This window comes from Roseovarius sp. S88 (assembly GCF_037023735.1).
GTDB lineage: Bacteria > Pseudomonadota > Alphaproteobacteria > Rhodobacterales > Rhodobacteraceae > Roseovarius > Roseovarius phycicola.
The window spans coordinates 506,033-532,500 of the sequence record NZ_CP146069.1 but is presented as its reverse complement, the minus strand read 5'-3'; the positions used below and the strand labels follow the sequence as shown (position 1 = coordinate 532,500).

Genomic DNA, 26,468 nt, shown 5'->3' with positions numbered 1-26,468 from the left:
TATATATCCGGCGCGGGTTTGGGATTGGCCAAATCGCGGGCGGAATAGATATGAGGGTGAAGCAAATCCTTCAGCCCAACCTTGCCCAGCGTGATTTCCATCTTGGCCACAGGGCCATTCGATCCAACCGCAATCTTGATACCAGCGGTCGCAAGTGCCTCTACCAAAGCCTTGGCCCCAGACACCTCTTCAGTTTGCGTCTTCAGCGCGGCAAACATGATTTGATAAAACCGTTGCACCCAATCCGCTGGAAGGTCAGCGCCGCGTTTGATTGCGCCTTCGGCCACCAACTCCATCGGTCCGGTGCCATAAATCTCGGCCGCCTCTTCCTTTGAGATATCTAACCCACGTGCCCGCATATCCTGCCAAAAGAGCCGCGCACAGACGCGTTCGCTTTCCACAAGAACACCATCACAGTCAAAGAGAACTGCCTTGCAAATGACATTAGTCATGGATGATGCGCGGCATCGAAACTCGGCCGGAATTTGTTCATCGGCACGGACGTACCATCCGCCTGAACGATCCGCACGTGCCGCCGCCGCATCAGACGTGGTTCAGCAACACCGACGGAATGGGCAATGGTCTCGACCTCTTTGATGACTTGCTTCGCATAGTTGGCGACTTTCTTGTACTTATCTTCGACAACCAGTCCCGCCTGCAAATGCGGGTCGTGCGTGGTTATACCCGTCGGGCATGTATTGCGATTGCACTTCAGTGCTTGAATGCAGCCGAGGCTAAACATAAAGCCCCGCGCGGAGGTCACGAAATCCGCACCGGCGCAAATCGCCCAAGCAACATCGCCGGGATTTACCAGCTTGCCTGCCGCGATAATACGAATACGATCTTTCAGCCCATGCCTGTCACGCAAGTCCACCATTCGAGGCAGCGCCTCTCGAATGGGCAGTCCGACCAGATCCATCAACGGCATTGGTGCCGCCCCGGTGCCGCCCTCACCTCCATCAATGGTGATGAAATCCGGCGCGCTTTCCACGCCGCGTTCGGCGATCAGTTGAAAAAGCCCATCCCAGGCTTGGCTTGACCCGACCACTGTTTTGAAACCCACAGGTCGCCCTGTGACGTCACGGATGTGACTCAGGAAATCAAGCAGCTCACCAAAGTCGTTCACCTCACGGTGGCGGTTTGGCGAAATACTATCCTGTCCTTGGGCTATCCCTCGAATTTTGGCGATCTCGGAATTGACTTTCTCGCCTGGCAGAATACCGCCCTTGCCGGGCTTGGCGCCCTGCGCAAGCTTCAATTCGAACATTTTGACCTGAGGATGCGCAGCGACCTCACGCAGTTTCTCATCGCTAAGCGCCCCATCCTCGGTGCGCACGCCATATTTTGCTGTACCGATCTGATAGACAATGTCGCAACTGCCCTCCAGGTGAAACGGGCTGAGCCCACCCTCTCCTGTGTTCAGCCACACACCAGCCTCAGCAGCACCCCTACTGAGCGCCTCAACGGCGGGACGCGAAATTGCGCCAAAGCTCATGCCTGAGATGTTGAAGATCGACTTGGCCTTAAAGGGAAGTGCCGCATGCGGTCCGATCTCCATCGGTTCAGTCGTCGCGAATTGATCGTCCAAAGGCGGGAAAGACGCAGGGACAAAAATAGGCGTCCCTGCCACATTCAGATTGCGGGTGGAGCCAAATGCGACTGTATTTCCCTTACCCTGCGCCGAGTGTGCCACCCAATCCCGCTGCGCGCGGTTGAACGGCATCTCTTCACGATCCATGGCGAAAAAGTACTGACGAAAAAATTCACCCAACGAGGTGAACAATCCCCGAAATCGTCCAATCACCGGATAGTTCCGCCGAATGGCGTCTCCTGTTTGGGTTTTGTCGATGATGTAGAAAAGCAAGGCCGTGGCAATGACCAGCCCCACGGCCAGAACAAAGAAGATGGCCAGCATCGCCAGCGCGTTGAATGCGAATTCCATCGAACCTTCCGAAACTTGGAACCGGACTAAAACAGCTTATGCCATGGCCACATTGGGCCTCAACGCAAAAAAGCGCAAAAACGTATGGCCACATATTTTTCAAACAATGGCGAGAAGTCCCTACATCACTAATAGGAACTAAAACTCACCCAGAAGGTTGAACCCCTGTTCTTTGGCCGAGCGAAACAACTTTCTGAAGTAGCCTGCAAATGGCATACCATCAATTTCAGGCATGCCGAGCCTTATTATGTCTCTGGCGACCTGTTTTCTGCGTTTCCGAGTTCCCGGCGAAATGCTTGCCGTCAAGTAGAACAAACGGCGGTCATTGAAGGGGTTAATATAAAAACTCTTTTTGAATGCATAATAAACGTTGTTAGGTCCTGCCGGACCAAACACTTCCACATGAGCAATATCAGGGATGCGACTGCGCGCTGGTTTCGGCAGCGTATCAATCCAAGATTGGTATCGAGCCAACATTTTTTCGAACCGACCATCCGCCCACATTGTCTCCATATAGTCGGACGTTTTTCCACTCAATGCTTCCAGACCTTCGAGAGCACCTATTTCGGCATCAAGTAAGTCGTGCTGCCATTTATTCGCGCGTGTCATCTCCGCCATGTTACCGCGTAAGGTCAGATCACAATCAGGTGCGTGTTCCACAGCTTGGGTCGTTTGGTCGTCAATACCATTGAATGATAAAGATGTTTGCAATGCCATTTGGTCGCGCAGTTCATTCAAAGCCTCCTTGTCCAAGTTATTCCAGTCCTGTGCATCTTTGTGAAAAACTTGCAGTGGAAGCCCAAGTTTACGCGCAAGTTTTTGCGCAGAAAGACGGTCAAACTCCGTCACCCACTTGTGGTCATGGATGTAGTAATGCTCAATTTTGTTAAGTTGTCCTCTACAGGCAGACAGCAAAATGCGAGAGTCCGTTCCACCAGAAAGTGGCAAAGCAACGTGAAACGCTCCTATCAACGCCGTCATGATTTGATGTAGTCTCACGCCAATCTCAGCGACCGTTTGTGAGACATCTGTCTCCAGTTCAAATTTATCGTCCTCGCGCGGCCAATGCCTGACTAGCTCCATCCTCTCAAGATCAAGAAAATGGTTTGCCCAGACTCGCTTACAGTGTCTGTCGCAAGTTTCGCCCAAGAGAAATTGCTGCTTGCGAGACAACACGTCATCCGAAGAAATGTCGGCGTTTGGCTCAATGTCCCTGTCCAATATTAGATGCGTGCAGGAAGACACAGTGTTTGATTCTGGCGCATAAACTGCACTTAGCCCACCGCTAGGGTCAAAGTAGATCCGTTCTACACCAAACCCGTGAACGACCACGATGTACCGACCTGCGAGTCCTTCTATGTAGTTCTGCAAAGCCTCAATAGTATCCGCTTGATCCAGCACAACGTCCCCGCTGAGCAATCGACCATTGCGATCAACTGCGACTCCCAAAACAATACCAAGCTTGGTGCCTTTGCTAGAGACGATCTCGCAGCGGCGCAACGCAGGGCAATGCTCAAGATGCCAAGAACCAAAACTTTTATGAGTCCATTCCTTACACAATTGTCGTGATTGCCTAGAAATGGCAAAATGATACTTGAACACCTCAGCGAAATCCCAACCCCGCTGTTCGCAAATTCGCTTTCCTAAAATCTGATCACCGTCACCTGCGAGACTTGACATCACTTGCTCCAAATTCACCAGTTGGCGGTTACTTCTTGTGAACGACAACCACCTGGTCGCGACGCCCGGCTTGATAGCGCACAGGTTCCACAATACAGCCCGAAATATCCTCAGACAGCGCATTAAATTCAGCCGCAATCTCTGGGTCAGAATGCTGAAATTCCCGCTCATTTAGCCAGCTTCGAAACAAAGCCGCTGTTTTGGTTATGCCAGGCTTCTCATATGTCTTCGGTTGCCATCGCAAATCTTCGATCACGTAAAGCCCACCAGACTCAAGCCGTGGGAAAATTTCCAAAAACGCGTTCTGCTGGTGGTGGCTGGCGTGGCTGGCATCGTCGATAACAATCGTCGGGGCCGGTGCGATCTCTTCAATCGCGTCAGCGATCTCTTCACGGTCATCCATATCGCAGCGATGGAATTCAAATCGCTCATGCTCGAACCAGGAAAAGTCCGACACATCCAGACCATGGATTTTCGCCTTGTTAAAATACTCGAGCCACATCCGGATCGACGGCAAGTCAGTCGTCACCCGATCTGCGCTTTTTCCCTGCTCGGGCCCACCTATAAGCAACCCCATCTCCAGAAAGACAATGTCGCGGTCGCGATAAGGATGAAAGAGCATGTGATACAACTCTGTGTATCGATGCTTGGTTGAGCCCTTATCCGAGCCATATCGATCGGCCAGGTCGGTAAGGTTTTCACCGCCTTTGCCCGTCGGCACACGCTCGACCCTTTTTGGTTGGCCTGCCTTCTCGGCGGCTTTCAATGCTTCTTTTTCTTCTCGTGACATGACAGGGGCTGCCTCGCAATCAATCTTGTGTTTTTTCAGAGCATCTTCCATCCAACTGCCCGGCTCTGGCATTCCGCCGTGATTCGCCAGAAATTCACGCACCCTACGACCGTAGAAATGCACTGAGTAGGTCTCGTCTGTAATCAATGAGTTAACTTTTTCCATAGCCCAGCCGCGCATCAAAATTCGGCGTTCTCGAAAGCCAACGGGATAAAGGCCTGGAATTGGAAAAGCGTATTTGTGCTCACCCGTCTTGTGCAGGTAGTGGGTCACAGCCTGTGGACCCCAAACGCCCCACCTCAACTCACCGACATGTACCGGTGTGCCATCATCTTTTAGCTTCTGTAGCCGGTTTTGCTCTTCTTCTGGATACCATTCCGGTATGCCATATTCATCGTTGCTCATTTCAAGCAATTGACCCAGCGCGTCGCTGTCCGGCGGAAGTCCCAAAACTCCGCCGTTGATGTGGCGCTTGGACTCCCATCCAAAAAAATGCCCGGTCTTGGAGTCGAATGGCTTTACGCAATATGCATCCAAATCAGCCCAGACCATGCGGTCGTTTTGCTGCAACAAATGATAGCGAAACACATCAGAAAACAGAGCGAGACTTCCGGTGCGACCATGCTGAAGGAAGTTGTCGATCTTCAGAACGGTGTCCCCATGCACAAGCTCTACACCATTTGGGACGTTCTGTACGTCGTTGTAGTGATAGAATTTAACGTGGTGGCCGGCGTCCAAAAACGATTGCGCACAGAGCACTTCGACATAACTCAACGGCCCTTCGATCCACAACATTCCTATTTCATATTCTCGGCTCATTTCTACCGTTTCCACTTTTCACGAGGCTGCGTTACGGGATTGCCTGAATTAGGCATGTTCGATCTCCAGCAATGCAATGTCCGGATTGGCGCGAATGTCGACCAGATCGCGCTCATACATCCGAGTCAGATGCGCGCGTTCGTTGCTCGTCCAGGGATCGTAACTTCCGAATTCTGCGCCACGTGGATAGCGCTCTTGCAAGGTCATCCGCTCTTGCAGTGCAACTTCGGCGCCGTCTTTGTGTATCCGCTGCAAAAGCTCTGCCACAGCGCGTCCACTTGCCGTGGGTCTTTTGTTGCCGTCTTTCGGCTTTTTCAACTTGCTTATGTCGATATCAGGCCCACACAAATTGGACAATACATGCGTGTCCAGAGCGCGAAAATCTTCATACTTCCAAACGACAAGCTTTGCTTCGGGAAACAGAGTGACAACTGACTTTAGCACGTTGTGCCAACTCGGCATGTTCTCTAGGACTTGCTTGCGCATCACGGGCTCGGCCACAAACCACTGACCAGTGACCGACCTTAGGTATTCAACATAGGCTGAGGCGAAGAAATCAGCATAGTTCCGCACGCCCAGATGCACTTCGTTCACCGGATGAGGAAACTGAGCCGAAAAAACCTCGATTAGTCTCCGGCGCCATCGATAAAGAACGCCGCGCTTCACGCAATGTCCACAATGTCCTGCCATGTTTTCGTCGGACAGAACAATGCGCTTGGGCGCGTCTTCTATGATCTCATCAAAAAAGGCACCGGTCAGATTTCGAAGCTCGGTGTCCGTGATCTTAGGATCCCAGTCCATGCCAATCTCATTGTACACATTGCACTGCACCGGCACCGTTAAACGCTTGCGTGTTTCTCGGTGATGGACATAGCGTACACCTGCGCGCCTAAGCAACTTCTCGTTTCGCGCCAAGGTCGATTGAAGGTGGCTGGTGGCCGTTTTATGAAACCCGCCATGCAGAACAATATATGGCTGGCTGCTCATTCTACGCCGAGGTCTTCAAGCAACTTGTCGCGATTAACTGGCGCTTCACCACGCTTGTTGATCGTCTGCAAAAGATCGTAAAAGGAGGACCATTCCTTATTTTGTTTCAAGGCGGTTACTTTCGCCCGGTGCCACGCACAGGCTTCATAGTGCAAACGTCTCAACTCTTTGTCTTTCATCATAGCGTCGAACTCAGTGCGCGTTCTGCCAGCAGCTGCAACCAGAGAAACGTCTTCTTCCATATTTAAGTTCATGTCAGCCCAGTACGCCACGCCCTGATCACGATCTATGTGATTGGTGCGACCGCGGTCTCGCTTCACTAGGAAACTGTCGACCGAGCGCACCGCATAGTGATGCAGGCGCGCAAAGCTATGATCGAATTTGGCATAGGCCGACCAGCCTGTGCCAAAATATGGTTCGGGCATAGGTTTTCCACCAGCATCTTTCCAGACAAAACCTTCGGGCCGATTATGAAACTTTGGCCGGTGAACACCGAATTTGCGAATGGCTTCCGACGGGCGAAAAATCGTTTTTAGGCCGAGCCCTCTATATTTCTCACGAAATGCCTCGGGCGCGCTCCACGTAAAGTTTTCGTGGATGAATTCGTCCCGATACGCCACGTGACCACCACAGCCAAAGAGCTTCCAGCAAAAGGAAATTGCGTCTGCTTGGCCCACGGCATCAAACAAGGCTGACAGCGTACCATCGCCAACGCGGATATTAAGAAATTCGTCACAGTCAGCACACATGATCCAATCAGCACTTTTGTAGACATCATGCGCCAACGCACGCCGAAGGGCCACACGTTGTGGGCTCGCACCTTTCTTGAACTTATTGTCTACATGGTTCGCTAAACCAAGCTCTTCCAACCGTTGCGCAATTTTATCGGTGCCATCCTCACAATCATTGGTGTAGATCAGGAAGTCTTGGAAGCCGAGCGTCCGGTGAAACGCCACCCACTCCAACATGAACGGGCCTTCGTTCTTCATTGTGGTCACAATCGCGCACCGGGCATTACTTTTTTCGACATCTGACACGTTTCGCGTTTTCGCCAGCTTTGTGGCCGAAACGGTTGTTGGCTCTGGAGGCGGCGACGTAAAGTCAAGAGATGTTGCATCAACATCTTCGGACGCCTGAAGGTCATCGTGATCTTCCTGCCGCTGCACGCGCCGTAACCTTTTGCGAAACGCCATGCCAAAGCGGTCTGCCAATTCGTCGCGACCCTGCTCACGGAAGTAAGCAACCACCGCGCCTTTGTACCAACGCAAATCCCTGCGCCCGCGGTAGAGGCGGTAAAATTCCACCTCATCCAATTTATCAAAAATTGCGACTTGCATCACCGGCTTCAGCGCATTGATCTTGCGCAAAAACACCGCCGTCTTGTGACTTGAATGGCGGCAATTGAAGACGTGAATGTTGTCGCCACTGAACCGGCTGACATGTTGTTTGTCCAGTTCGTGGTAAGGGTCAAAAAAGATATTCACCCGACCCAGCTTGGCTGTGAGCTCCGAGGCATCAGAGAGAGGCAAGGTCCAATCCTGCCGCCGCCCGCCTTCGTAGCGCGTCTCCCAAGGCACGATGTCGGTATCAAGCGTGCTCTGCGGGTTGACCGAAATCACATGCGCACCGGGCACCAGTGAGCCAAACGCGATGGCGGCGTATCCACCCATGGACACACCGGCAAAAATGACCCGGTCATAACCCTCGAAAAACCCCTCATCGGCCAATTTCTGGAAACGTTCGATCAAATCCGAGTCGCGATACCAATCTGCGACATGCGCCATCACGCCCAGATGCGAAATGTTGATGTCCTTGGCAAATTTAAAGGCCCAGGGCTCGCGGCCTGGCGAGCGATCGCTCACATTCGAAAGGTTATCGAATGTCACCAGCAAACGCTTCACTGGCCTTTGCACGAACAACAGCGAATGGCGCAGACGCCGTTCGAGGAAGCCTTCCGCGTCGCCGCCTGGGCGCAATTCATCAAACCAGAGGGGGATCTCCGGCGCGTCTGGTGTCTCGGTGTCCTGCTCTGCCATGACCCGGTCTTATAGAAGCTACGTTCAAACGCCTGGTAAATCCCCAGGCTAAACTGCCTTTTGAGCACTATAGGCTTGCGCAGCAAACCGGTGCAACACTCGTGTTGAATCACAAAAACTGTCGCTGATCCAGAAACAATATCATCCTATTGTTTCCAAACCCCAAGCTTCTTTCTTGTCGCAAATACCCCACGCGTCGCAGGCGCGAACGAAACCCCCGCCAATGTCGAAGGCGGGGGTCTATGTGTCAGTGTACGACAGCGTTGTCAGGCCGTTCGCGGTTGGTGGACCCCACCCTGTCGCCAATGATCAACCCTTCGGGGCCTGCGCTCACCGGCACGGTGCTGCCATCAAGTATATCTCCCGCCAGAAGCGCCTCGGCCAGCGGATTCTGTAGCGCCTTTTGTATGACGCGCTTCAAGGGTCTTGCGCCATAGACCGGATCATAGCCCTCATCGGCCAACCATGTCTTGGCCTCGGCATCAAGCTCCAGCGTGATCTTCCGGCTGGCCAGCCGTTTCAACAACCGGCTCAGCTGAATGTCCACGATGCCATCCATCTGGTCTCGGTTGAGCCGGTCAAAGACTACTATTTCATCCAGTCGGTTGAGGAATTCCGGCCTGAAATGCGACCGCACCGCATCCATCACATCGCGCCGCGCGTCCGAGGCATCCGCCCCTTCGGGCAACTGGCTGAGCGCCTGAGACCCAAGGTTCGATGTCAGAATAATCAGCGTCTGCTTGAAGTCGACCGTCCGGCCCTGTCCATCGGTCAACACCCCGTCATCAAGCACCTGCAACAGCACGTTGAAGACTTCTGGATGCGCCTTTTCAACCTCATCGAATAGCACCACCTGATAGGGTCTGCGCCGCACGGCTTCGGTCAGAACACCGCCTTCGTCATAGCCGACATAGCCCGGAGGTGCCCCAATCAACCGGGCGACCGAATGCTTCTCCATGAACTCACTCATGTCGATCCGCACCATGGCGCTGTCATCGTCAAAGAGAAACTCCGCGACGGCTTTGGTCAACTCAGTCTTACCTACGCCGGTTGGCCCAAGAAACAGGAACGATCCAAGCGGCCGGTTCTCGTCATTGAGGCCCGCTCTTGCGCGGCGAACGGCATTCGCCACCGCCTTCACAGCAGTATCCTGACCAATCACCCGGCCATGCAGCTTGTTTTCCATTCCCAGTAGCTTTTCACGCTCGCCTTCCAGCATCTTGGCCGTCGGAATTCCCGTCCAACGCTCGACCACCTGCGCAATCTGCTCCGGCCGCACCGCCTCTTCGACCATCACGCCGGTTTCTTCGGCCTGCTCCGCGTTGGCAAGCTGTTTTTCCAGCCCCGGAATGACGCCATAAGACAGCTCCCCGGCCTTGGCGAGATCCCCTTCGCGCTTGGCATGCTCCAGCTCAATCCGCGCGCGATCCAACTGTTCTTTGATATCTCGCGCACCGGCAAGCTTGTCACGCTCCGCCTGCCATTGCGCCGTCATCTGCGATGACCGCTCCTGCATATCAGCCAGCTCTTTTTCGAGCTTTTCCAGACGATCCTTGCTGGCAGCGTCATCTTCTTTCTTCAGCGCTTCCGCCTCGATTTGCTTTTGAAGGATCTCACGGTCCAGCGCATCAAGCTCTTCAGGCTTGGAATCCACTTCCATCCGAAGCCGCGACGCCGCCTCATCCACAAGATCAATCGCCTTGTCCGGCAGGAACCGGTCGGTGATGTACCGATGGCTCAGCATAGCTGCAGACACCAATGCGCTGTCAGAAATCCGCACGCCATGATGAAGTTCATACTTCTCTTTGATCCCACGCAGTATCGAAATCGTATCCTCCACAGTGGGCTCTTCCACAACAAGCGGCTGGAACCGCCGCGCAAGCGCCGCGTCTTTTTCCACGTGCTTGCGATACTCATCAAGCGTCGTTGCCCCGATACAGTGCAATTCACCCCGCGCCAAAGCTGGCTTGATCAGGTTGGCCGCATCCATGGCCCCTTCTGACTTGCCAGCACCGACAAGCGTATGCATCTCATCAATGAAAAGAACAATCTCACCCGCCGCCGCCGTAACCTCGTTGAGCACGGCCTTCAGACGCTCTTCAAACTCGCCACGGTATTTCGCACCAGCAATCAGCGCGCCCATATCCAGCGCCAGCAGCTTTTTGTTCTGCAAGCTCTCTGGCACGTCGCCATTCACGATCCGCAAGGCAAGCCCTTCGGCAATCGCGGTTTTGCCCACACCCGGTTCCCCAATCAGAACCGGGTTGTTCTTGGTCCGGCGGCTCAGCACCTGCATGGCGCGACGAATTTCGTCGTCGCGGCCAATGATCGGGTCAATCTTGCCATCAGCCGCAGACTTGGTCAGGTCTGTGGCGTACTTTTCCAGCGCCTCATATGTATCTTCAGCGCTTGCCGTATCCGCCGTGCGCCCTTTGCGCACGTCATTAATGGCCGCGTTCAGTTCTTGTGCACTGACACCGCCCTGCTCCAGAGCCTCTCGCGCTGAGCTTTTGACCACGGCCAGCGCTGTCAACACCCGCTCTACAGGAACAAAACTGTCACCGGCCTTTTTGGCGACCTTGTCGGCCTCGTCGAGCACCTTGGCAGTCTTGCTGTCCATATAGACCTGCCCAGTATCACCTGTGACCTTCGGAATTTTACCCAGCGACAGGTCAAGCGCCTCGACTACGCGCTGCGGTTGTCCGCCGGCGCGACGGATCAAATTGCTCGCCAACCCCTCAGGGTCATCCATCAATGCTTTCAGAATATGTTCGGGCGCCAGTTTCTGGTGGCTTTCCCGCATCGCGATCATCTGCGCGGCCTGAATGAACCCGCGTGACCGCTCGGTGAACTTGTTTAAGTCCATCCCAGGTCTCCTTCTCATAAGCGTTCCACCTCTGGCGCACCCAGCAATAGGCATACACCGGTCCGGAACCTCATTAGCAAAGATGGGTAACGCGTCTGTTATCTTCAAGGCCACGCCGCCACATCACGACAAAATCGCGCAGATTCAAGTCTCTAGCACGAAACCGTGAGTCATATTGCAATAGAGCCGGAACGGACCCACTTGCTCACATAGTTATCCACAGGCACGCAAGCCTGAAAGACAAGGAGCAGTCCCATGATTATCGAAGCCCTAGCATTCGACACCATACGATATAACCCAGAAATAGAAGGCTTTGAGGCCTCTGTCCGCATTCGCGACGCCGTCTGGATGTACAATTACCCTGTGCACATCAAAGCACCGCTTACGGCCGATTATGCACTGGTCGCCCGCGGCCTGATGCAGAGGGCGAGGGAACAGCACAAAGCGTCGAAAAAGCCGCTGTTTTCCCAGCTCCTCAGAGCTGCAAACGGCCCTGCACTGGCCGCATAGGACCCTTTGGTGGGTTGACCCGGGAAGGCTTGGCCGCAAAAAGGGCTCACGCCCTTGCATGCCGGAGCCAATCCTATGACACCCACCTCGCTCTCTGACGACCGGTTGATCGTTGCGATTGACCTACCCAATGCGCTGGCAGGCCTGCAACTTACCGAACAGCTTGGGGATGCCGTGTCCTTCTACAAGATCGGGCTCGGCATGCTCACCGGAGGAGGGCTGGCACTCGCCAATGAGCTGAAGCAGGATCACGGCAAGCGCATATTCCTCGACATGAAGCTTTTTGACATCGGTGCGACAGTGGAGAACGCCGTGCGGGGGCTGGCACAGTTTGAACTCGATTTCCTGACCGTGCACGGCGATCCGCATGTGGTGCGCGCCGCGCGAGAAGGCGTTGGCGAAAAGGATATGAAAATCCTTGCCGTGACTATTCTTACGTCGCTCGACCGCGCTGATCTGGATGCCGCTCTGATCTCATCTGGAAACATTGCTGACCTGGTCTTAACCCGAGCCGCACGCGCCTTTGAGGCAGGGGCCGACGGCGTCATCGCCTCGCCACAAGAGGCTTCTCTCATCCGAGCTCTGCCAGAGGCCAAAGGCAAGCTTATCGTCACACCCGGCGTCCGTACCGCGGGCAGCGCTCTGGGTGATCAGAAACGTGTCGCCACCCCAGCACAAGCCCTAAACGACGGGGCCGATCACATCGTGGTGGGCCGTCCCATCTGGGCCGCCCCAAACCCACGCGAAGCCGCCCAGACCATCCTGTCAGAAATTGGCAGCTGACCGTCTCTTTCACTGTTCTCAAAATACTCAAATTGCCAAACCCCGCCCTAGGCCCTTCCGCTTGGGGGCCCTCCGGCATACACTTTCTGCACAACCAATCTGATGGTGCCATGCCTGCCTTTTGCCGCGATTGTCTGCACGCTTTTGAAAATGGCCCGCGCTGCCCCGCCTGCCGGAGCCCTCGCGTGCTCTCGCACCCGGAACTCTTTGATCTCTCCATAGCGCACATGGACTGCGACGCCTTCTATGCCAGTGTCGAGAAACGCGACAACCCCGAGTTGGAGTCCAAACCCCTCATCATTGGTGGTGGGCGGCGCGGCGTGGTTTCAACCGCTTGTTATGTTGCCCGTATTCGCGGTGTTCGCTCGGCCATGCCAATGTTTCAGGCGCTCAAGCTGTGCCCGGATGCAGTCGTTCTCAAACCACGCATGTCCGTCTATGCGGACGTTTCCAAAAAAATCCGCGAGATGATGAAAGAGCTCACACCTGATATCGAGCCGTTGTCGCTTGATGAAGCCTTTCTCGATCTCACCGGAACGGCCCGCCTGCATGGCGCCCCGCCCGCCATTATGCTGGCTCGGCTGGTTCAGCGCATGAAGAGTGACCTGGGCCTCACTGGCTCTATTGGCCTCAGCCATAACAAATTCCTGGCCAAAATTGCCTCGGACCTCGACAAGCCGCGCGGCTTTTCCGTCATTGGTCAGGCCGAAACGGCTGCATTTCTGCATGACCAACCCGTTACGCTTATTTGGGGGGTGGGTCAGGCGACACGCGCATCCCTTGAAAAGGCCGGCATCCGCCACTTCAGCGATCTTTTACGTTGGGAACAGATGGATCTGACCGCTCGTTTTGGCGCGATGGGAGACAGGCTCTGGCATCTGGCCCGTGGGCAAGACCACCGCCGTGTCTCGGCCAATGCACCGGTCAAGTCGATTTCCAATGAGACCACTTTTTCCGAAGATACAACCGACACGGATATCCTCGATGGCCATATTTGGCGGCTGGCCGAGAATGTGGCCGACCGCGCTAAGGCCCGTGCTCTGGCCGGTCGCGTTGTGACACTGAAGCTCAAACGTGCCGATCACTCACTCCTGACCCGGAGACTGGCACTTCGCGATCCCACGCAGCTGGCCGATGCGATTTATCGGACCGCACGCGTACTCTACGATCAGGTCGAACCAGATCAGCCCTACCGCCTTATCGGCGTCGGTATTTCAGAGCTTTGGCCAGAAAGCGCCGCGGACACCTCGGGCGACCTGCTCGATCCCCAGGCTCGCCAGCGTGGAGAAGCAGAACGCGCGACAGACGAAATTCGCGCCCGGTTTGGACCAGACGCGATTCTAAAGGGGCGGTCGTTGCGCTAGGTTTACTCGGCTGCCAGCGGCTGTGCCTCGGGTCGACCGATCCGGGCAATATCCGCGATAATTGCCTGCAGGCGGCGTTTAAAGGTCGCAAACTCCGCATTCGGGCGAATTGTTTTTTCGTTCATGTAAAGCGCGCGATCGACTTCAATTTGTATTGCATGCCTATCATTTGCCGGTTTTCCATAGTTCTGAGTGATAAAAGCCCCGGCAAAAGGCGTGTTTCGCGTGACCGCGAACCCGGCGTGAACAAAGGCCGCTTCAATACGATCTACAATGGCTTCACTGGCCGCGGCACCAAACCTGTCACCCAATACAATCTCTGGCCGTTTGATCCCTGTGCGCACGACAGAATCCATCGCCTCATGCGGCATGGAGTGGCAATCAATCAAAATAGCCTCGCCAAATGCTTCGTGCGCCTGGTCCAGTTCTGTCCGAAGCGCGGTGTGATAAGGTGCCCAGTAGCGTTCAAGCCTCTGCTGTGCCTCGGCCAGGGTGATCTTGCCGCTGTAAATCGCCTGCCCGTTGGCTACGACGCGCGGGATAACCCCCAAACCTGACGACACCCTCGGATTGTGCCCGCCCTTGCGCACGCCATCAATCAAAGCTGGATCAAGCTCTTCAATACTGCGGTTCAAATCAACATAGGCACGCGGCACAGTCGCAGTAATCAGGGATGCCCCAAACTGCGGAGCGACCTCAAAGAGCTGATCGACAAACGCATCCTCCGAGCTTCGGATCGCTTTTTCGTTCAACATCGAGCGGCGCAGGAAATGCGACGAATATCCCCGGCCGCTATGCGGCGAGGCAAAGACCACCGATGTGGTCCGACGATTTGGACGTGTCAGCGAAAACGCAGTGTTGGTCATCATTTCTCCTACACGCCATAATAGAGCGAAATTGGCAATCTAAAAGCCCTTGATCCAGTCCTCGACTCCTTTTATAGACACGGCTCACCGGCGCGGTTTCCCGCGCCCCTCTTTATTTGGGGCATGTGAAGCGGTGACGTGAACGGGCGATTAGCTCAGCGGTAGAGCACTTCGTTGACATCGAAGGGGTCACAAGTTCGATCCTTGTATCGCCCACCATATTTGTTGTGACGCCTTAGGCGACACACCCGTTAACCCCGGCGCAAGCCCGCGCCACGACAAAGGAGACGACCGATGAAGGTCAAGAATTCGCTGCGGTCCCTGAAGAACCGTCACCGCGATTGCCGCGTCGTGCGCCGCAAAGGCCGCGTCTATGTAATCAACAAAACCCAGCGCCGGTTCAAAGCCCGCCAAGGCTAAGCCAACCTGCGTTGTAGACTGATGCCCCGCCGTTCGGCGGGGTTTTTCGTTTTGGGTGATCCCAGTTTCCACAACGGATATCAGATGGGGAATTTTGAAAGCTTCCGCCTCGAGCTTTTCACTCCTTTGTAGACAGACACGTTTCGCCCTGTCAGGATTTGATCAAATCCCGTTCTGCTCTCGGAGGCTGTTATGAAAGATGACAATTTTTTGCGCGAGATGAATGCGCGCCACATCTGGCACCCCATGGGTCATCCCGGCGAGCAACAATCAAACGCACCCAAGATCATCAAAGGAGCTGAGGGCGTTGAGATCGTCGATATCGACGGGCATCGCATCGTGGATGCCGTGGGCGGTCTCTGGTGCACCAATCTTGGGTATTCCAACGACGCGATCAAACAGGCGATTTCCGATCAGCTTTGGGAACTGCCGTATTATTCCGCCTTCGCTGGCACCTCGAACCCTCCGGCGATTGAGGCCTCTTATGCGGTGCAGGAGTTCTTTGCCGAAGACGGTATGACGCGGGTGTTCTTCACCTCGGGCGGGTCCGACGCAGTAGACACCGCTTTGCGCATGGCGCGACAGTATCATCGCCTGCGGGGCGAGCATACGCGCACCAAATTTATCAGTCTGAAGAAAGGCTATCACGGCACGCATTGGGGCGGCGCGTCTGTGAATGGCAACAACAGGTTCCGGATCACTTACGAGCCGCTTCTCCCCGGCTGCTATCACTTGCCCAGCCCTTACACGTATCGGAACCCCTTTGATGAAACTGACCCGGTCAAACTGGCCGAGAAGATCGCAGCGGCCTTTGTGGATGAGGTGGAGTTTCAGGACCCCAGCACCATCGCCGCATTCATCATGGAGCCGATTCAGGGAGCGGGCGGGGTGATCGTGCCGGATGCATCTTTTATGAAGCATATGCGTGAGATCTGTGACCGCTATGGTATCTTGCTGATCTCAGATGAGGTAATTTGCGGGTTTGGGCGCACAGGCGACTGGACTGGCGCGCGGCATTGGGGCGTTAAACCGGATATGATGACCGTTGCCAAAGGTATCACGAGCGCCTACTTTCCGGTCGGTGGCGTGCTCGTCGGGGACAAGGTGGCTGATGTGTTTGAGAGCGCCGGGTCAGATGGCGCGATTTGGACAGGCTATACTTACTCCGCCCACCCCGTAGGCGCAGCAGCCGTCGTCGCGTGCCTGTCGGAAACACTGCGACTGGATACCAAAACAAACGCTGCGGCGAGAGGTGCGCAACTCTTCGAGGGCGTGCAAAAACTGATGGAAAAATACGACATCATCGGCGATGTGCGCGGGGGCCATGGGTTGATGGCCGGAATTGAATTGGTCAGCGACCGTGCCGCCAAGACGCCCATGGATATGGACACAATCAAACGGGTGCACCAGGCCACCTATGAAGCCGGTGCGATGGTACGGATCGGGGGCAATAACCTGTTGATGTCACCGCCCTTGGTCATCAGTGAACAGGAAGTAAATCAGGTGCTTGATGCGCTCGACAAAGGTTTGGCTGCCGCCTGAATGCGCGTCTACAAAGAACCGTTGTGCGACTGTAAGAACACGGCCGATAGCAAAACCTTATGAAAAGACAAAATCTTGGCGAGTATTTTTGCGTGTTCTGCTACATCTTGTGCCGTGAGCAGGACCAACAACGGGCATGTAACAATGAAAGTAAAGATTTTCGCAGCGATCATCGTGAGCACCCTTGCCGCGTTTCCGCTTGCAAAGGCGGAAGCCGGGGATCGGTATCTGAGTTTTGATATCGTTGGAGGCGTGACAGGGGACGAACTTGGCGGGTTTAACACCTTGGGCACGTTTTCAAATGCCGATGACAGGCAAAATGAGCATTTTGGCCTGTCGCTCAGCTACGGTTTACGGGACGCGGCGACAATCGGAGGTATCCGACTAACGCCGGAGCTTGAGTTCGCATGGCTTGATGACTACAGCACAACCACTGCCAGCTTTCCGGGCTTGCCAACGCCATTAGTGTTCTACTCTACCTCAATTCAAACCGCGCGATTGGGTGGAAATGTCTGGTGGCCAGTGCAAGAATCCGCTCTCTGGCGTACCGAGATCGGCATTGGGGCAGGTCTTCTCTACCGCGACATAAGCACTACCGATGGTGTTGTAGCCGGCTCTGGCGACGATTTCAGTGGTTATGGTCAGCTGGGAATTCGCGCACTTCGCTCAGTCGGCCCGCGTGGCAAGCTCAAGGTAGGTGTGAATTATGTACGCGCTGGCGAAACGGATATTAGTCTCAACGGTGGGGCGGCGGGCTCTTATTCCGTCAACACTGACAGCCTCGAACTGCGTTTGGGCTACGAGTTAAAGTTAAACTGATCCGGCCACGCCAGTGAGAAAATGCTGACGCGGCGCTCATTGGGTGCCGCGTTTTCGTTTCGGTAAGATAGCGTGGCAAACCGCCGCGCTGACAGATGTTTCGCGCGCGAAACACTTTAATTCTTTGTTTATTCTTGCACCAGACGCGTCCGCAGCCATGCGCCCGGTGGTCGCAGGCCCAAGACTCCTGACATTGTCCCACTAGGTTAGCCTTAAGCACCGGGCAGTTCCGCCCGCACAAACAAGGCATATTCTATGGACACGCTCCTTCTGTCGCGTATTCAATTCGGGGCGAATATCTCGTTCCACATCCTGTTCCCGACGATCACCATCGCTTTGGGATGGGTGTTGTTCTACTTCAAACTCCGCTACAGCCGGTCCGGCGAAGAACGCTGGATCAAGGCATATCGGTTCTGGGTCAAGGTTTTTGCGCTCAGTTTTGCGCTGGGCGTCGTGAGCGGCATCACCATGTCCTTTCAGTTCGGCACCAACTGGCCTGGTTTTATGGAAACAGTTGGAAATATCGCAGGGCCTTTGCTGGCCTACGAGGTGATGACAGCCTTCTTCCTGGAGGCCGTATTCCTGGGGATCATGCTGTTTGGCTTTAGCCGTGTGCCAAGCTGGTTGCACACGACGGCAACCTTCCTCGTGGCCTTTGGCACGACCATGTCGGCCTTTTGGATCTTAGTCCTCTCAAGCTGGATGCACACGCCTGTGGGCTTTGAGATGCGCGAAGGCGTGGCACATGCCACGGACTGGTTCGCGATCATCTTCAATCCGTCGATGCCCTATCGGCTGGCCCATATGTTGCTGGCGTCTGGTTTGACTGTGGCGTTCCTTTTGGCCGGCATCGGGGCCTATCGCTGGCTGCGGAACGACAAGGCGGATGATGTGCGTGTATCGCTTGTCACGGGTCTTGGTTTGGGGGCGCTTTTGATACCAGTGCAAATCCTGATGGGGGATTTTCATGGGCTCAATACGCTGGAACATCAACCCGCCAAGGTCGCCGCGATGGAGGGCAATTGGGAGACGCGAGGCAATGTGCCCCTGCTGCTCTTTGCGGTGCCGGATGAAGCTGCGCGAGAAAACAACTTTGAGATCAGCATTCCCAACGGCGCCTCGCTGATCCTGACCCACAAAGCAGATGGCTTGGTGCCTGGGCTGAATGATTTTGTGGCTGAAGATGGCACAATTTTGCATCCGCCCGTGGCACCAGTGTTCTACAGCTTCCGCGTCATGGTGGGCACAGGCATGGCTATGCTGTTTCTGAGCTGGGCGGCCGTGGCCATGATGGGCTACAAAAGACGCGGCCCTGAGGGTCTGCCCAAACCCATGCTCTGGGCGATGGTGCCCATGGCATTCAGCGGCTGGGTGGCGACGCTTGCAGGCTGGTACACCACCGAAATCGGGCGGCAACCCTGGCTGGTGACGGGTGTGATGACGACCGAGCAAGCTGTGGCCGAGGTGCCCGCACCAATGGTGGCGTCAACGCTCTTTGTCTATCTCACCGTCTATGCCACATTGCTGATCGCTTATATCGGTGTGCTGTTCTACATCGCGCGGAATGCTGGCGCTGGTGGCGGTCATGTAGGACCCGAACGACCCGGCATGGCGCCGGTTCCGGCGGAGTAGCGGCGATGGACATGTTTGGAAACCCGGCACAATGGTTGCCCCTGGTGTTTGCCGCCCTGATGGGGCTGTCGATCCTGATCTACGTTTGCCTGGACGGATATGACCTTGGGGTTGGGGTTCTCTTCCCCTTTGCCGATGATGCCGAGAAAGACCGTATGATTGCGTCAATCGGTCCATTCTGGGATGCCAATGAAACATGGCTGGTTCTGGCCATCGGTATTCTGCTGGTGGCCTTTCCGGCAGCACACGGCATGATCCTGACCGCTCTTTACCTGCCGGTCGCGATTATGCTGGTCGGGCTAATCCTGCGCGGTGTTGCGTTTGAGTTTCGCGCCAAGGCCCCCGCCCACCGCAAGCCGATGTGGAATATGGCATTTTATGCTGGCAGTTTGATGTCCTCTCTCTCGCAGGGTTTTATGTTGGGCGTCTACATCATGGGCCTTGAGATCACGCTCTTCACGCTGGTTTTTGCCACCATCACGGCAGTCTTCCTGACAGTAGCCTACTCGTTTATCGGCGCCACCTGGATTATTTTAAAGACCGATGGTGAGCTGCAGAAAAAGGCCGTGAGTTGGGCACGGGGCGGTATTTGGGGCGTTGTCCTTGGACTTGGTGCCGTATCGCTCGCGTCGCCTTTCGTCAGCCCCCGAATTTTCGAGAAATGGTTTTCGGTGCCCGAGATTTTCCTTCTGGCTCCTTTGCCGATCATGGCGGCGGGATTGGTGCTGGCGCTTTGGGTGACATTGCGGCATCTGCCGGACAGTCAGGATCGTCTGTCCTGGCTGCCCTTCACGTTGACAACCGTGCTCTTCACGCTTGGCTTCTTTGGGATGGCGTACTCGTTCTACCCCTATGTGGTGCCCGAGCAGTTGACACTGTACGAATCCGCCAGCGCACCGGAAAGCCTGTTTATCATTCTGGTGGGCACGGTCTTCGTCCTGCCGATGATCGCGGGATACACAGTGCTGTCTTATGTGATCTTCCGCGGCAAAGCGACGGAGCTGCGCTATGACTGATCGGTCTACAAGAGAGCGGACAGCAGAGGATGCGGAAAACTGCGCGGGATGGTGACGGCAAAGAAATCCTCGTTGATCCGCAGATCATATGGCGCAGTCCGAAGCAGACCCGAGGCAATCTCGTCGGCCAAAACCACAGCAGGCGCGATGGCCAGGCCGACGCCCTCGCGCGCCAAAAGCCGTACCATGGCCATGTCATCCACATCGGCCACAACGCGTGGCTCAACACCCAGACGCATGACAAGGCTATCAAAGCCGGAGCGGATGACCGGGTCACTGGGCACGATCAGCGGTTCGTTCTTGAGTAGTGATTTGAGGCTGCCGTGTTGCAAGCGGTCCGGCACCCCATGCAAGCCGACGGGCTGTTCGGAGATACGGTGCGCAATGAATTCAGTGCGGGCGTCGCGGGCTGGCACCTGTGTGGTGAGAACCACATCAAGTGCGAGGGATTTCAACAGATTCAAGAGCCGTTCGGCATTGCCGGATGTAAGTTTGATGTCGACGTCGTTCTGACCAAGAACCGGCTTGAGAAAGGCGAGCTGAAAGTTGCGAGACAGCGTTGATAGAGCGCCGATGCGCAAGGGTTGGCGCGTTTCGCTGCTCTGGTTCAAGGTCGCCAATAGCTCGGCCCCTGTGCCAAAAATCCGGTCGGCGTGATCAAGCGCGATACGGCCAATCTCGGTCAATTCCAGCCTGCGGCCGACGCGGTCAAAAAGCTTTTGTCCAAACCGCTCTTCCAGTGCTTTGATCTGAGAAGACAGCGCAGATTGCGATAGATTCAGACGTTCTGCTGTACGGGTAAGATTGCCGTCATGGGCGACGGCATGAAAATAGCGTAGGTGGTGATAGTTGAGGTCGCTCATAGTTCCATTAAATAGAACGAATTTTCATAAAAGATATATTTTTTATGCGTACACTTCTGCTCTATCTGCCAACTAACGCAAATAGGAGACCGCCCATGCAGATCATGATGGACATTGGTACAACCGTGCTTGACCAGTTGCAGAAGCCCACATTGTCCTTCCTTCTGGGAGGTATGATGCTTGCTGCTTTGGGCAGCAAATTTGAGGTACCGCAGCCGGTTTATAAGTTCATCGTTATCCTGCTCTTGCTCAAAGTTGGCCTTGGCGCGGGTATGTCCGTTCGCGATGCGGATCTTCTGTCGCTTGTGATTCCAGCACTGGCCGCGGCTCTGACGGGCATTGCCATTGTTGCGCTCGGCACCCGGGCGTTGGCCCGACTCAATGGAGTCTCCAAGATAGACGGCATGGCGACAGCTGGTCTCTTCGGTGCTGTCTCGGCCTCAACGTTGGCGGCGGCGATGGCGATGCTGGATGCCGATGGTATTGCATTTGAAGGCTTCATCGGGGCGCTTTATCCATTCATGGATATCGCAGCACTGGTTACGGCCGTGGTCCTTGGCCGCATGAGTGCCCAGCATACTGCATCTCAAAACGCGACATCGGATGGAACGGTTACGATGGGCGGCGGCACCGGTGGCGCGGCGTTCCACGTGAACAGAGAGCTGGTACGCGGTATTCTGGTCGATACGTTGCGCAGCCCGGCGATTTCAGCGCTTCTTTTGGGGTTGGCATTGGGTGTGCTGGCCAAGCCAGACGTGGTGTATCAGAGTTTCTACGAGCCGCTCTTTAAAGGGTTGTTGTCAATCCTGATGCTTATCATGGGGATGGAGGCGTGGTCGCGCCTCTCGGAGCTGCGTAAAGTGGCGCACGCTTATGTGCTTTATGGGCTGACTGCGCCATTGGTGCACGGGCTGATCGGGTTTGGGCTTGGTTTGATTGCACATCACCTGACCGGATTTTCCGCGGGCGGTGTGGTGCTTCTGGCGGTCATGGCGGCGTCCAGCTCGGACATTTCCGGTCCGCCGACCATGCGCGCCGCCCTGCCCGAGGCGAATCCTTCAGCTTATGTTGGCGCGTCGACAGGTCTGGGCACGCCGGTGGCTATCTTGAGCATTCCGCTTTGGGTTTGGTTGGCAAACTTGGTGATTGGCATCTAGTCCAGACCTGCACGACGCAACAAAGACCGATCAGTGTCATCTGGCCGGTCTGCTGCAACGATCGGGGTCAGTTCGCGCAACAGCTTGCGGCGCATCGCATCCTCGTAGTTCTCAAACCCAAAAATGAGCTCGGCGAACGCGGCGGGTCCAGTGATCACACGGTCGCGGTAATAGGGACCAAGCGGCGGCGAGGCCGACGGCTCGGGATCGTTGAAGTTGTTCTCAATCACCAGCGCATTGACAATGAAACCGGCACGATTCATCTGGTCTCGGATCAATTCAGGTGCAGGGCCCTGATTGCTTGGACCATCCCCGGAAATGTCCAGGGTGTGGCGGGCACAACCATCCCGCTGTTTCATCAGTTCGAGCGCGAAAAGCATCGCTGCGCCGATGGCCGTCCGACCCGTGCGATCCATGGCTGGACGGTCACGCAGGGCTTGTGCAATGTCCAGCAGCGTTGCGAGATTGTCGACAACAGTCCAGTTGACCAGGATGACCTGATCAAATTCCCCGCTCCACTCGAACACCGCAACTTCAACATGACCTCCGGGCATATGAAGCATCGCATCCGAGACCGCCGGATCCAGAAGGGCATTCGCCAGCCCCTGGCGTTGCAGTGCGAAATCCTGCGCGTCCACCGAAAGCGAGACATCCAGGCCCAGGACAAGCGCATGGGCGCAGGATTGCGCCTTGGCCGTGTGTGGCCACAGGCAGATCAGTATCAGAACAACGCCGGCACGAAGATGCATAGACCCACAGTATCGGCCGCACGCGTCCAGGCAAATCACGAATCCGGTGTCAGGCTTTGCCCCACCCACCGCCACCAGGGGTTTCCATACCAAAGACCGATCCTGCGGGCAGATCTATCTCATCATTGCCCGCCATATCGCGGACCGTGCCATCGGGGAGTTCGGCCCAGTTGCGGCCAACCTTCCCTGGATCACCGCCGTCACCACCAAAAGGCGGGATAATGCGGTGATTAGAAAGCGTGGTGACGGTCACAGGTTCCAGAAACCGCAAGGTGCGGATCACGCCATGCCCGCCGCGCCACTTGCCCGCACCGCCTGAACCGTTGCGAATGGTGAAAGTCTCCAGTCGCACGGGGAAGCGTTTTTCCAGTATTTCGGGATCGGTCATGCGCGTGTTGGTCATATGGCCCTGGATCGCATCGCAGCCTTGAAAACCTGGTCCCGCGCCGGTGCCGCCGCAGATGGTTTCATAGTTCTGAAAATCGTTATTCCCCCAGACAAAGTTGTTCATCGTGGCCTGGCTTCCGGCAATGACACGCAGCGCGCCGTAAAGCGCGTTGCAGGTGGCTTGGCTGACTTCGGTGTTGCCCGAGATCACTGCCGCAGGGCGCTCGGGATTGAGCATGGAGCCATCAGGGATGATGATGTTCAGAGGTTTCAGACACCCTTCGTTCAGCGGGATGTCGGCACCAACCATGGTGCGGAAGACATACAAGACAACCGCACGGCAGATGGATTTGGGCGCGTTGTAATTGCCAGAATGTTGTGGCGATGTTCCGGTGAAATCAATCGTGGCCTCTCGGGCATCACGGTTGACACTGACCTTGACCTCAATCACCGCCCCATGGTCCATCGGATAGGTAAATTGCCCGTCCTTGAGCCGGTCTACCACGCGCCGCACGCTTTCTTCGGCGTTATCCTGCACGTGGCCCATATACGCGGTCACAACGTCGATGCCAAAGTTATCCACCACTTTCAGCAGCTCTTGCCGACCGGTTTCGTTGGCGGCAACCTGCGCCTTGAGATCGGCCATGTTCTGCATCACGTTGCGACAGGGGTACGTACCAGATGCGAGGATCTCTTCGGCCATAGTGTCGAGGAATGTGCCTTCATCAACCAGCTTAACGTTATCGATCAAAACACCTTCTTCTTCGATATGGCTGCTGTCGGGCGGGGCGCTTCCGGGTGTGCGCCCCCCAATATCGGCGTGATGCCCTCGCGAGCCGAGCCAGAAGACCGGTTTGTCGCCCACAAAGACGGGTGTGACCACTGTGACATCAGGCAAATGCGTGCCGCCATTGTAGGGCGAATTGAGCATATAGGCGTCGCCAGGTTTCACATCCGGGTTGAGGCGCATGACAGTTTTTATCGAGTCCGACATAGAGCCAAGGTGCACCGGCACATGGGGTGCGTTGGCCACGAGATCGCCCAACTCATCGAAGATCGCACAGGAGAAATCCAGGCGTTCCTTAATATTGACCGACCAGGATGTATTGGCCAGCGTCGCACCCATCTGATCGGCCACGGACATAAAGAGGTTGTTGAACACCTCCAGCAAGACCGGGTCGGCTTTGGTGCCTGCGGCCTCTGTGCGTTTCGCACTCTCTGAGCGCTCCAGAATGAGGTTGCCCAAATCGTCCAGACGCGCAGACCAGCCCGGCTCGACCATGTTGGTGCCAGTGGGTTCGGTGATAATGGCAGGACCTTTGATACCCGTTTCAGGCGTGAGCGTTTCACGATCGTAAAGCGGCACGTCCTGCCAGCCGCCTTCTGTGAAAACGGGCACTTTAGCTTTGATCGCCCCGGTCCCGGTGATCACTGGCGCACGCGCCTCGACACCGCTTGCTCCGGCAGCTTCGACACTGATCATGTCGATAACAATGCCACGTGTCGGCGAGATGAACCCGTAGCGTTGCTTATGCAGGGTTTCGAACTCGGCGCGGGCGGCGTTCTCGGTAAGGCCGGCGACCGGGATGGTCTGGTGTGAACCATCATAGCGAAGATGCAGGCGGGTTTCTGTCTCGATGTTCTGTCCGCCCTGTGCGGCGACATCAGCGACAGTTTCATCACCAAGCGTTTGACCTCTTGTGAGCGCGGTGTCGATTTGATCCAAAGGCAGGTCAAGCTGAGTTTCCTTCATAGAAGAAATTTGCGCCAGTCCCATACCGAAGGCCGACAACACGCCAGCGTATGGATGTATGAGCACGCGACGCATGCCCAGTGCATCAGCGACAAGGCAGGCATGCTGCCCGCCTGCACCGCCAAAGCATTGCAAGGTGTATCCGGTCACATCATGACCACGCTGCACACTGATCTTCTTGATGGCGTTCGCCATGTTGTCGACGGCAATACGCAGGAAACCTTCGGCCATGTCCTCCGGGCTGCGTAGGGCCTCACCGGTTTGTTCAGCGACAGATTGAGCCAGTTCACCGAACTTGGCGCGCACAGTTTCAGGGTCGAGTCTTTCATCGCCCTCAGGACCAAAGACCGCCGGAAAGTGATCTGGGTTCAGCTTACCCAGCATGACATTGCAGTCGGTCACAGCCAAAGGCCCACCCCGGCGATAGCACGCCGGACCAGGATCCGCCCCGGCGCTTTCCGGGCCAACCTGGAAACGGCCATCCTCAAACTTGCAGATGCTGCCTCCACCGGCCGCTACCGTATGGATATCCATCATCGGCGCGCGCATGCGCACGCCTGCAACTTCCGTTTCAAAGCTGCGTTCAAATTCTCCAGCATAGTGGCTGACATCTGTGGATGTGCCCCCCATGTCAAACCCGATGAGCTTGTCAAAGCCTGCGGCTTCTCCGGTCTGTGTCATGCCGACGATGCCGCCTGCAGGACCCGACAGGATCGCATCACGCCCCTGAAAGCGGCGCGCCTCCGTGAGGCCACCATTGGACTGCATGAACAGAAGCTGATGACAGGCGCGACCCAGATCAAGCGCGCCGGCCACCTGATCTACATAACGTCGCAGGATGGGCGAGAGATACGCGTCGACCACGGTGGTGTCCCCACGACCGACGAGTTTCGCCAGACGCGAAACCTCGGCGCTGGTGGAGATCTGCGTAAAGCCGATCTCGCGCGCAATGTCGGCGACGCGATTCTCATGAGTGGGATTACAATAGGCGTGCAGCCCGGCAATGGCTATTGCGCGAATTCCCCGATCAAAAGCCTCCTGCATGGCGGCACGCACCGGAACGTCGTCAAGCGGACGAACAACTTCGCCTTCAGCTCCGAGTCGCTCGTCCATCTCAATGACATCTTCGTAGAGAAGATCAGGACGCTTTATTTCAAGGTCAAAGAGACGTGGGCGCGTTTGATACCCGATGCGCAAAAGATCGCGGTAGCCTTTGGTGATGACCAAGAGCACCCGTTCGCCTTTGCGTTCCAAGAGGGCGTTGGTGGCCACGGTCGTGCCCATCTTAACCGCCTGAATGGCGTTGTCCGGGAAAGCTTCGGTCACACCCATCACATCGCGGATGCCCTGCACAGCGGCGTCGGCATAGCGTTCGGGGTTTTCCGACAAAAGCTTGTGGGTGTGCACCTCTCCCTTGGGATCAAGGGCTACGATATCGGTAAACGTGCCACCGCGATCAATCCAGAATTCCCAGGCGCCTTGCATGA

At 55.8% G+C, this 26,468-nt stretch carries 20 protein-coding genes and 1 tRNA gene (1 of these 21 cut by a window edge); 10 read left to right on the top strand and 11 right to left on the bottom strand.

Annotation, left to right across the window (positions count from 1 at the left end):
- The 7 genes from RZ517_RS02620 to clpB all read right to left on the bottom strand — a co-directional run.
- On the bottom strand, positions 1–452 hold the 5' portion of the coding sequence (locus RZ517_RS02620) for an HAD family hydrolase (RefSeq protein WP_338549937.1). The gene continues 202 nt to the left of window position 1, outside the view; the window shows 452 of its 654 coding nt (coding positions 1–452); it begins with the start codon at positions 450–452; the stop codon falls past the left edge of the window.
- Entirely contained in the window at positions 449–1,942 is a 1,494-nt protein-coding gene (locus tag RZ517_RS02615) for an FMN-binding glutamate synthase family protein (RefSeq protein WP_338549936.1), read from the bottom strand. The genes RZ517_RS02620 and RZ517_RS02615 overlap by 4 nt, the downstream gene beginning before the upstream one ends.
- A gap of 138 nt (positions 1,943–2,080) precedes the next feature.
- Entirely contained in the window at positions 2,081–3,622 is a 1,542-nt protein-coding gene (locus RZ517_RS02610; protein WP_338549935.1) for a hypothetical protein, read from the bottom strand.
- A 28-nt stretch (positions 3,623–3,650) separates the two neighbouring features.
- Positions 3,651–5,207 carry a hypothetical protein gene (locus RZ517_RS02605; protein ID WP_338549934.1) on the bottom strand — a complete coding sequence of 519 codons (1,557 nt, stop codon included), beginning with the start codon at positions 5,205–5,207 and terminating at the stop codon, positions 3,651–3,653.
- A gap of 72 nt (positions 5,208–5,279) precedes the next feature.
- Positions 5,280–6,032, bottom strand: a complete 753-nt coding sequence (locus RZ517_RS02600) for a hypothetical protein (RefSeq protein WP_338549933.1) — start codon at positions 6,030–6,032, stop codon at positions 5,280–5,282.
- 182 nt (positions 6,033–6,214) lie between these two features.
- Complete coding sequence (locus tag RZ517_RS02595) at positions 6,215–8,254, bottom strand: glycosyltransferase family 2 protein (protein WP_338549932.1); 2,040 nt, start codon at positions 8,252–8,254, stop codon at positions 6,215–6,217.
- A gap of 247 nt (positions 8,255–8,501) precedes the next feature.
- Positions 8,502–11,120 (bottom strand): ATP-dependent chaperone ClpB, encoded by a 2,619-nt coding sequence (gene clpB, locus RZ517_RS02590; protein WP_338549931.1) that lies wholly within the window; start codon positions 11,118–11,120, stop codon positions 8,502–8,504.
- A 255-nt stretch (positions 11,121–11,375) separates the two neighbouring features.
- Here clpB and RZ517_RS02585 point away from each other — a divergent pair, with 255 nt between their 5' ends.
- The 3 genes from RZ517_RS02585 (at position 11,376) to RZ517_RS02575 (ending at position 13,777) form a co-directional block, all read left to right on the top strand.
- Positions 11,376–11,630, top strand: coding sequence for a hypothetical protein (locus tag RZ517_RS02585; protein WP_338549930.1), 255 nt, complete (start codon positions 11,376–11,378; stop codon positions 11,628–11,630).
- A 75-nt stretch (positions 11,631–11,705) separates the two neighbouring features.
- Positions 11,706–12,413, top strand: a complete 708-nt coding sequence (pyrF, locus tag RZ517_RS02580) for an orotidine-5'-phosphate decarboxylase (RefSeq protein WP_338549929.1) — start codon at positions 11,706–11,708, stop codon at positions 12,411–12,413.
- Between the two features lie 110 nt (positions 12,414–12,523).
- A complete protein-coding gene (locus tag RZ517_RS02575; RefSeq protein ID WP_338549928.1) occupies positions 12,524–13,777 on the top strand; it encodes a DNA polymerase IV in 1,254 nt (417 codons plus the stop codon).
- Positions 13,778–13,779: 2 nt separating this feature from the next.
- On the opposite strand, the gene RZ517_RS02570 is transcribed toward RZ517_RS02575, so the two are convergent.
- Positions 13,780–14,643: an N-formylglutamate amidohydrolase gene (locus RZ517_RS02570; RefSeq protein WP_338549927.1), complete on the bottom strand. Its 864-nt coding sequence runs from the start codon at positions 14,641–14,643 to the stop codon at positions 13,780–13,782.
- A 144-nt stretch (positions 14,644–14,787) separates the two neighbouring features.
- Between RZ517_RS02570 and RZ517_RS02565 the strand changes: the two genes are divergently transcribed.
- From RZ517_RS02565 to RZ517_RS02540, 6 genes are all read left to right on the top strand, one after another.
- Positions 14,788–14,862 (top strand) — tRNA-Val (locus tag RZ517_RS02565).
- A gap of 75 nt (positions 14,863–14,937) precedes the next feature.
- Positions 14,938–15,063: a type B 50S ribosomal protein L36 gene (gene ykgO, locus RZ517_RS02560; RefSeq protein ID WP_008562923.1), complete on the top strand. Its 126-nt coding sequence runs from the start codon at positions 14,938–14,940 to the stop codon at positions 15,061–15,063.
- Positions 15,064–15,255: 192 nt separating this feature from the next.
- Complete coding sequence (locus RZ517_RS02555; RefSeq protein WP_338549925.1) at positions 15,256–16,605, top strand: aminotransferase class III-fold pyridoxal phosphate-dependent enzyme; 1,350 nt, start codon at positions 15,256–15,258, stop codon at positions 16,603–16,605.
- 144 nt (positions 16,606–16,749) lie between these two features.
- A complete protein-coding gene (locus RZ517_RS02550; RefSeq protein ID WP_338549924.1) occupies positions 16,750–17,424 on the top strand; it encodes a hypothetical protein in 675 nt (224 codons plus the stop codon).
- Between the two features lie 255 nt (positions 17,425–17,679).
- Positions 17,680–19,056 (top strand): cytochrome ubiquinol oxidase subunit I, encoded by a 1,377-nt coding sequence (locus RZ517_RS02545; protein WP_338549923.1) that lies wholly within the window; start codon positions 17,680–17,682, stop codon positions 19,054–19,056.
- A 5-nt stretch (positions 19,057–19,061) separates the two neighbouring features.
- Positions 19,062–20,072, top strand: a complete 1,011-nt coding sequence (locus tag RZ517_RS02540; protein ID WP_338549922.1) for a cytochrome d ubiquinol oxidase subunit II — start codon at positions 19,062–19,064, stop codon at positions 20,070–20,072.
- 5 nt (positions 20,073–20,077) lie between these two features.
- Here the strand turns inward: RZ517_RS02540 and RZ517_RS02535 are convergent, their stop codons facing one another.
- The gene (locus tag RZ517_RS02535) at positions 20,078–20,935 is read right to left on the bottom strand and encodes a LysR family transcriptional regulator (protein WP_338549921.1); all 858 of its coding nucleotides are present in this window, start codon (positions 20,933–20,935) and stop codon (positions 20,078–20,080) included.
- Between the two features lie 95 nt (positions 20,936–21,030).
- Between RZ517_RS02535 and RZ517_RS02530 the strand changes: the two genes are divergently transcribed.
- Positions 21,031–22,092 carry a sodium-dependent bicarbonate transport family permease gene (locus tag RZ517_RS02530; RefSeq protein ID WP_338549920.1) on the top strand — a complete coding sequence of 354 codons (1,062 nt, stop codon included), beginning with the start codon at positions 21,031–21,033 and terminating at the stop codon, positions 22,090–22,092.
- Here RZ517_RS02530 and RZ517_RS02525 read toward each other — a convergent pair.
- Entirely contained in the window at positions 22,089–22,841 is a 753-nt protein-coding gene (locus tag RZ517_RS02525; RefSeq protein WP_338549919.1) for a DUF1194 domain-containing protein, read from the bottom strand. The two genes, RZ517_RS02530 and RZ517_RS02525, sit on opposite strands and share 4 nt — an antisense overlap.
- A 49-nt stretch (positions 22,842–22,890) precedes the next feature.
- Positions 22,891–26,466, bottom strand: coding sequence for a hydantoinase B/oxoprolinase family protein (locus RZ517_RS02520; RefSeq protein ID WP_338549918.1), 3,576 nt, complete (start codon positions 26,464–26,466; stop codon positions 22,891–22,893).
- Positions 26,467–26,468 lie beyond the last annotated feature (2 nt).